Annotated in this window: 5 protein-coding genes; 4 read left to right on the top strand and 1 reads right to left on the bottom strand. The window is 44.3% G+C overall.

Features of this window, described 5'->3' with window-relative positions; translation table 11 throughout:
• From JGK39_RS32180 to JGK39_RS32165, 4 genes are all read left to right on the top strand, one after another.
• Positions 1 to 259, top strand: a 259-nt coding sequence (locus tag JGK39_RS32180) for a hypothetical protein (protein WP_293298819.1), incomplete at its 5' end; no start/stop codon positions are given.
• A gap of 64 nt (positions 260 to 323) precedes the next feature.
• A complete protein-coding gene (locus tag JGK39_RS32175; RefSeq protein ID WP_293298816.1) occupies positions 324 to 911 on the top strand; it encodes a pentapeptide repeat-containing protein in 588 nt (195 codons plus the stop codon).
• Between the two features lie 74 nt (positions 912 to 985).
• Positions 986 to 1,465 carry a pentapeptide repeat-containing protein gene (locus JGK39_RS32170; RefSeq protein ID WP_293262690.1) on the top strand — a complete coding sequence of 160 codons (480 nt, stop codon included), beginning with the start codon at positions 986 to 988 and terminating at the stop codon, positions 1,463 to 1,465.
• A 282-nt stretch (positions 1,466 to 1,747) separates the two neighbouring features.
• On the top strand, positions 1,748 to 2,428 hold the full coding sequence (locus JGK39_RS32165; protein ID WP_293277688.1) for a pentapeptide repeat-containing protein: 681 nt from the start codon (positions 1,748 to 1,750) through the stop codon (positions 2,426 to 2,428).
• A 90-nt stretch (positions 2,429 to 2,518) separates the two neighbouring features.
• On the opposite strand, the gene JGK39_RS32160 is transcribed toward JGK39_RS32165, so the two are convergent.
• The coding region (locus JGK39_RS32160; protein ID WP_293298813.1) for a DNA/RNA non-specific endonuclease at positions 2,519 to 6,280 on the bottom strand (3,762 nt) is incomplete at its 5' end.

Below are 6,280 nucleotides of genomic sequence, written 5' to 3'. Positions count from 1 at the left end.
TCCAGGTGCTAATCCGGCGGGTGCTGGTATTGCCAACTGGGCGGGTATATTCAGGGAGTTATCGCTAAAGTTTAAGTTGAAGGCTCCTGCAAATTCAAATCCCGGTGGTAGCGGTAGGGACAAGTTTGGAAGGTTGACTGGGGCAATGCTCACTGCTGTGTCTTGCTTTAAGGCACCGGGGGCTATCATTACTGTTGATGTGCCGTCTGTTGAGCTGATGACATTCAATAAGGAAGGCTATCCCAAGTATTTCCAATAGATTCTTGACTGGGAAAGCGGTATTATTAACACTATCAACCGATTACAAATTAAGGGTTAAAGTTATGGAGGCTGAAGAATTACTTAGAAGATATGCTGATGGTGAAAGAGATTTTGAAGGTGTTGACTTGAGAAGGGTTGATCTATGTAATGCCAATTTGAGCGGTATTAATTTGAGAAATTCTTATATTGAAGAAAGTGGGCTGATACACATCAATTTGAGCGGTGCCAATTTAGAGGGTATTGATTTAAGGGATATTGTTTTGGAAAATGCCAACTTGAGTGCTGTGAATATGATCGAGGCTAACTTAAGTGAAGTCAATCTGATGTGTGCCAATATAACAGATGCAATTTTTAATGGTGCTTGCCTTTCTAATGTCCGCCTTCTCTACGCTAACCTATCGAGAAGTATATTCAGAAATACCAATATGAATGAAGTTGATTTTGATGGTACTAACTTGGCAGATGCTGATTTTAGAGATGCTAAAGATGCTTATCTTGATGATATGTACATCTTCGATCCCTACCTAAGATATGCTGCCGTTAAGCCTGTTAACCCGAATCTTATTGAGAGAGGAGGGGCTATTTTTTGTCGCACTATTATGCCTGATGGGAGTATCTGTAATGACGGTTGCAATCGAATCATATCGTGAAACCAGCCACCTATCCTATGGAGAACTACTAACAATAGGATCTATAATCGTAATAGAGATTTAGGAGGAGAGTTATGGATGCTAAAGAATTGCTCGAGAGGTACGCTGCTGGAGAAAAAGATTTTAGCGGAGTTGATTTGAGTGCTGTAAAGCTTGTCCGCGCCTACCTTCCCGAAATTAACTTGAGCAACGCCAACTTGAGAGGAGCTAACTTTGTCTGTGCTGAACTCAAAGGAGCCAATCTTAGTGGAGCCGATTTAAGTAGAGCTGCTTTGAGCGGAGCGACCTTGGAAAATGCCGATTTGAGTAGAGCAGATTTAACTGAAGCGAATTTAGCTGATTGTATTTTGGAGGGAGCAGATTTAACTGAAGCTGATTTGAGCAGAGCGAACCTTATCGAAGCTCCCCTTATTAATGCAAATTTGACCAGAGCTATACTGGATGATGCTTTATTAGGCAGCCCTTTGCTTGAAGGAGCCAATTTGACCGGGGTTGATTTGAGCAAGGCCAGAATGGATGTCTTTCCCTACGGATATGAGTTCTTAGACACCTAAATTACTCGTTGCGATCCACGAAGAAAGGAGGAGAAGGGAGAGGGAGGATTCATGCTTCAAAAAATGACTAGCCTTTCTAGTTGATTAGTTAACCCAGTAGTTCTCACGTAAAGTTCACTAAGACTCGTCATCTTTTTAGTTATTTCTAAGGGAGATTAATTGAAATTAATTCCTCAGTATTCAAAAGTGCAAATTAAATGCAGACAACTAGCATCAGACATTGGCAAAGTCTTGCCATATTGATAGTATAAACTGATATTCTAAATAGAGGGAGGAAAAAACATGAACGTTGAAGAACTATATAGGCGCTACGCTGCGGGAGAGAGGGATTTCCCTGGAGTTGATTTAAGTCGTGCTAACTTAAACGTTGCTGACGTGACATACGTCGAAGACCTAGAACCAGGTCAAAATGACTTGAGCGGTATCAATCTCAGCGGTGCTAACTTGACTGGAGCAAATCTGAGTCTTGTTAATCTCAGCGGTGCTAACTTAAGCGATGCTCAACTTGATGGGGCTAAGCTAGCTGAAGCTGACCTATCGGGGGTCAATCTTAGCAATGCTAATTTATATTATGCCGAATTATGCCGAATCGATCTGAGTGGAGCTGACTTAAGTGGGGCAATCTTGGATTGTACCGACTTAGACTATGCCAACTTAAGTAGAGCTAACCTCAGCGGGGCAAGTATAGTTGAAGCTATGTTGGAAGGGATTGACTTGAGCGGTGCTAATTTGAGCAATGCTCATTTCGCAGACAGCGCTCTTTGCAATGCTAATTTAACAGGGGCTTGCTTAAGAGATACCAAATTCTATGAGCCTTTGCTAGTGGGAGCTAATCTAACAAATGTAGACTTAAGTGAATCTTTCATCAATTTAGAGCTGGCTAACATTGACAGAATTAGGGGCGCAATTTTGTGTAATACAACTATGCCAGATGGCAGTATTAGGAATGACCATTGTCAGTAAATAAGTTTTCTGTATTAAAAATAGCGAGGAAGAATTGATTCCCCCTCGCTAGTTAAGCAGTTATTGCCAAGTGTTAGCTACTACCAAAACTTAGGTAACTACATTTGGAAAATCATCAACTGTCACTGGACCAATATAGGATCGGCTCTCCAATATATTTTCAATTTCATCTGGGAGGTTGGAGAGAAGGTCAAGACCTGTAAGTTCTTCAATCCTGTCAACAGTAGTTATGTTTTCCATATCAAACCACTGTATTCGCGTGTTTGTACCGGGATAAGGTGGAAAATTAGGTAGCGTGACAGCTATTACAGGTGTATTTGCTGTTACATCTGCTATACCTTGTCCAGGTTTTAGAGGTACAATCACTTTCCACATCAATTCAGGAACATTAATGTACTTTTGATTATTGAAGAAATTATTGAAGGGGTGATCGAATGGCAATTCGCCATTTAACGATCCATATCCACCCGCAATGTTATACAATTCCCAACCACGATTCAAAACAATTGTCCTACTAAAGGCTTCTAGCTGTCGCCATGCTCCTCTTTGATTCTGCCCTGGTTCTTGTGGCAGTAAGTTCGTTGTCAAGAAGGTAGCAAGCTGATCTTTCTGAGTTCTGTTACGCTGTTCTCTAGCAGTCAAGTGACCTCGGTCAAAACCACTACGTCCGTATTCCCCTCCCTCGGTTGTATCTAATTCACTGGGAAGTGCGCTATCTGACCTCCAAGGGAAAGAATCGTAAGGATCTAGACTATCATTATTTGGTGCTCCAAGATCGCCCAACCACGTTTTGTTGAGCTGCCAACTCACCCAATTAGAACCTTTGTTACTCTCATTATAAGAGAGCGAATACTGTGGCTTTTCAATCAGATAATTGTTGGCATTGTTCGCAGCATCAGGTCTAGCTTCTTGTCCGTTTAAAGTAGGATTACCAAACATGAGATGAGTGCTCTTAAAGAAAACATCATCAAGATAAACTGTATCATTCCCTTCCAACTCAAACTTAAGCTTAGCTGACTTGCCTCGCAGCACTTCAGGTACATCAACGTGGAAAGTTTCAAACCCTAAATTACCAGAACCAATGCGGTTAGTGTCAGTATCAGCATAGCCTATAGGATAAGCGTTTTCTGCTAAATCACCTGGATTAACTCGACCATCGGCTACTCTTAGGTCAATGTTACCTATGGGTTGATAATTTTCATAACCAGGTGCATCGCCTTGGATAGAAACGTTTAACTGCCCGCCGCTGAGTTCAGGTACATGAAGATTAAATCGCAAAGTTCCCCAGTCAGGCACGACAAAGCGATTGTGTGTGATGCTATCTCCCGATGTTAATTTCAAGGCATAGTTAGGTTCAGTAATGCCCACCTGTTCCAGGTAATTTAGTGATATGTTTCTATTCTGATTCCTGATGTTACGAGGTATGTTAAGTGCGGGAATATCTCTCCAATCAACTAACCTACTTGTCGGCGACGCAATATTTGACGTACCGCCGTGAAAAGACCAACCAGGAATCGCATCAGAAATCGCATTTCGGAACAAACTACGCGGATTAAAAACAGCATCAAAATTGCCACCAAAAAGAGTAGGAATCGCAAAATCTCCCCGCATCCTGCTTTCTGCTGTATTGTCAAAAGAAAGTGGCACGCGCTCGACATTATTAGTCGGTCGTAAATTAGCGATCGCACCCGTATTCGGATCTTTAGTCAACCCACCTCCAAGAACAGAATAGAACCAACCAGTACCAATACCCTCATTAGGAGCATTAGCAGCACCCAGAGAAAAGTTAGGTTGCCCGCTATATTTAGGCGTGTACCAGGGGTTGACACGAGGGTCTTGAGGAGTTCCACTGAAAGAAAAGTCTCTGTCAAATAGTTGCTCGTAATGCCCATCACCCCGACGCCGCGAGATCGGGTCAACAGGTTGCGTACTAGAAGAATTTTGGCGATACTCAGTTAGTCCTAGGTCAGCAGTCCCCGCATACCACGTCAGGACTCTCCCGTGCGTTCCCCCAGCGAGATCGTCTTTCGTAAACCCAGGTAAACTATTTTCATAACCATCAGCATTGCGTCGAGTACCCAAGAAAACCGTTTCGTCAGGCTTCCCTAGAAGTTCCCCCGCACTGTTTCTGGGAAATTTGAGACCTGCTCTAATCTCTGTTCGCAGAGCATCGGGCCCGCTCAAATTGGGAATGTCTCGACCCGCAGGTGTCAGCGTAGGAATTTGTGGAATGCCTTGGTCGAGCCTGGGCACCGTTTGGTAGTAGTTGTCCGCAAAAGTCACATTCTTCCAAACCTGAACCTTCGGTTCGCGGAAATCTGCAAATCCCGCTTCTCCTAGAAATGGTAACTGTACCGAAAAACTTGGTTGGTCAAAATCATGAGGATCTAATGTAGTCATCTGGAGGTCGCGAAACAGAGAATTCTCCTTCCCGCCAGCTAGAGGGAAGTAAGTCCCTACACGCTGAATGATTTCGCTATTGACCACAGTCCCCCGACTGAAGCCAACAAAGTGCAGTGGCGAATTGAAAATTGCCCCCTGAGAGCGAACAAAATTCCCTTGGCTGTCGAAGTTAGCACCACCTCCTAGCGACTGATCTAGCTGCACTAGCGAAGCAAAGAAACTATCTGCTGCTCCCTCCGTGAAGCCAGAATCGGGAATAGCTGACTCATTATTTTGAGACCAGTCAGGCAGAAGCACTAATGGTTTGTTGGCTTGGAGGTAGGGAGCTATATAGCTCGACAAAGCAGTGCGATAACTGGGAGCTGAAGAGTCAAAACCATTAGGAAAATAAGTTGAATTACTAAAAAAATCACTCTTGACTTGCCCATATTTATTGACCGGAACCCAGTCACCTGTGGGCGAGTCGTAGCGCATGAGCAATCCTTCACCCCCAGTAGTAGCAATGCTGTCAGCCATTTTGTAGAATTCGCTGGGAATCCCTGGTCCGGTAATGACCGGAGGCTTAAAACCGTGGGTCAGTACAGTGACGCTGCTGAAAGTGCTGTTGCCGCCCAGAGCAGGCGGTGGCGATGTTTTGAACTGCCCAACATCAAGATTTCGCTTTCCATCCTTGCTCAAAGCTTCAACAGCCCAATGATAAGTCTGACCAGCCGTCAGAGTCCGATTATCGGGCAGCGTGAACTGGGTATTGGTGTTTGAAGGGTCAAGGGGTAGACCACCAAGCCCCACCCAGCCTTGACCGGGCTTCCAAGTCGCTGTCAGGATGCGGTTGGGGTTATAGTCTAAAGTGCCGAACTGGGAGTTCCATTTTGCTAGCAAGTTTTGCTGCTGCTGTGGGCTGAGATTATTGAAGTTTGGATTTTGGATATTGGCGAGATCCTCCCACCTATCCTCTGGCAACAAACCCTCCCCTTTATCGAAGGTACTGACAAAAAGATTAACCTCTTTCACATCCTCCCAACCCGGAGCAAACTGCCATTGAAAAGTAGGAGTCAGGTCACTTGTAGTTGCACCAGGCCCCTTCAAATTCAGCCAGTCAGTCGGTGCAGAACTCAAATCCCGTAAATTACCTCCAGTACCGACTGGTGCGCGTTTTGTACCCAACGGCACCCCATAAGTAAACTGATTAGCAGGTCGGTTCTCCTGAAGAATCCCATAGTCAGCAGCAATACTAATTGCCGGATTTATATCATCAATAGGAACCCTTGTGAAATCAGCCGCAGTCACAGACCTCGCCGTAGTAGCATTGAAGAAAGGAGACTTAACACCCCTGTCAAGACTATCAATTTTGAATTGACCGGGATTGTCCAGAGTTTTAATCATTTCCTCAACATCGAAAGCATAAACGCTCCCGCTACCACTCAAAGAAGGATAAGAGCCATAAAGGTA

The organism is Microcoleus sp. PH2017_12_PCY_D_A (assembly GCF_020738565.1).
Taxonomy (GTDB): Bacteria; Cyanobacteriota; Cyanobacteriia; order Cyanobacteriales; family Microcoleaceae; genus Microcoleus.
Note: the sequence above shows the minus strand (reverse complement) of the source record. Positions and strands in the feature narration are given on the sequence as shown.

What these genes read in the sequence shown, in the direction of transcription:
- JGK39_RS32170 (WP_293262690.1), top strand. Translation starts at nt 986, where the DNA reads ATGGATGCTAAAGAATTGCTCGAGAGGTACGCTGCTGGAGAAAAAGAT.
- JGK39_RS32175 (WP_293298816.1), top strand. Translation starts at nt 324, where the DNA reads ATGGAGGCTGAAGAATTACTTAGAAGATATGCTGATGGTGAAAGAGAT.
- JGK39_RS32165 (WP_293277688.1), top strand. Translation starts at nt 1,748, where the DNA reads ATGAACGTTGAAGAACTATATAGGCGCTACGCTGCGGGAGAGAGGGAT.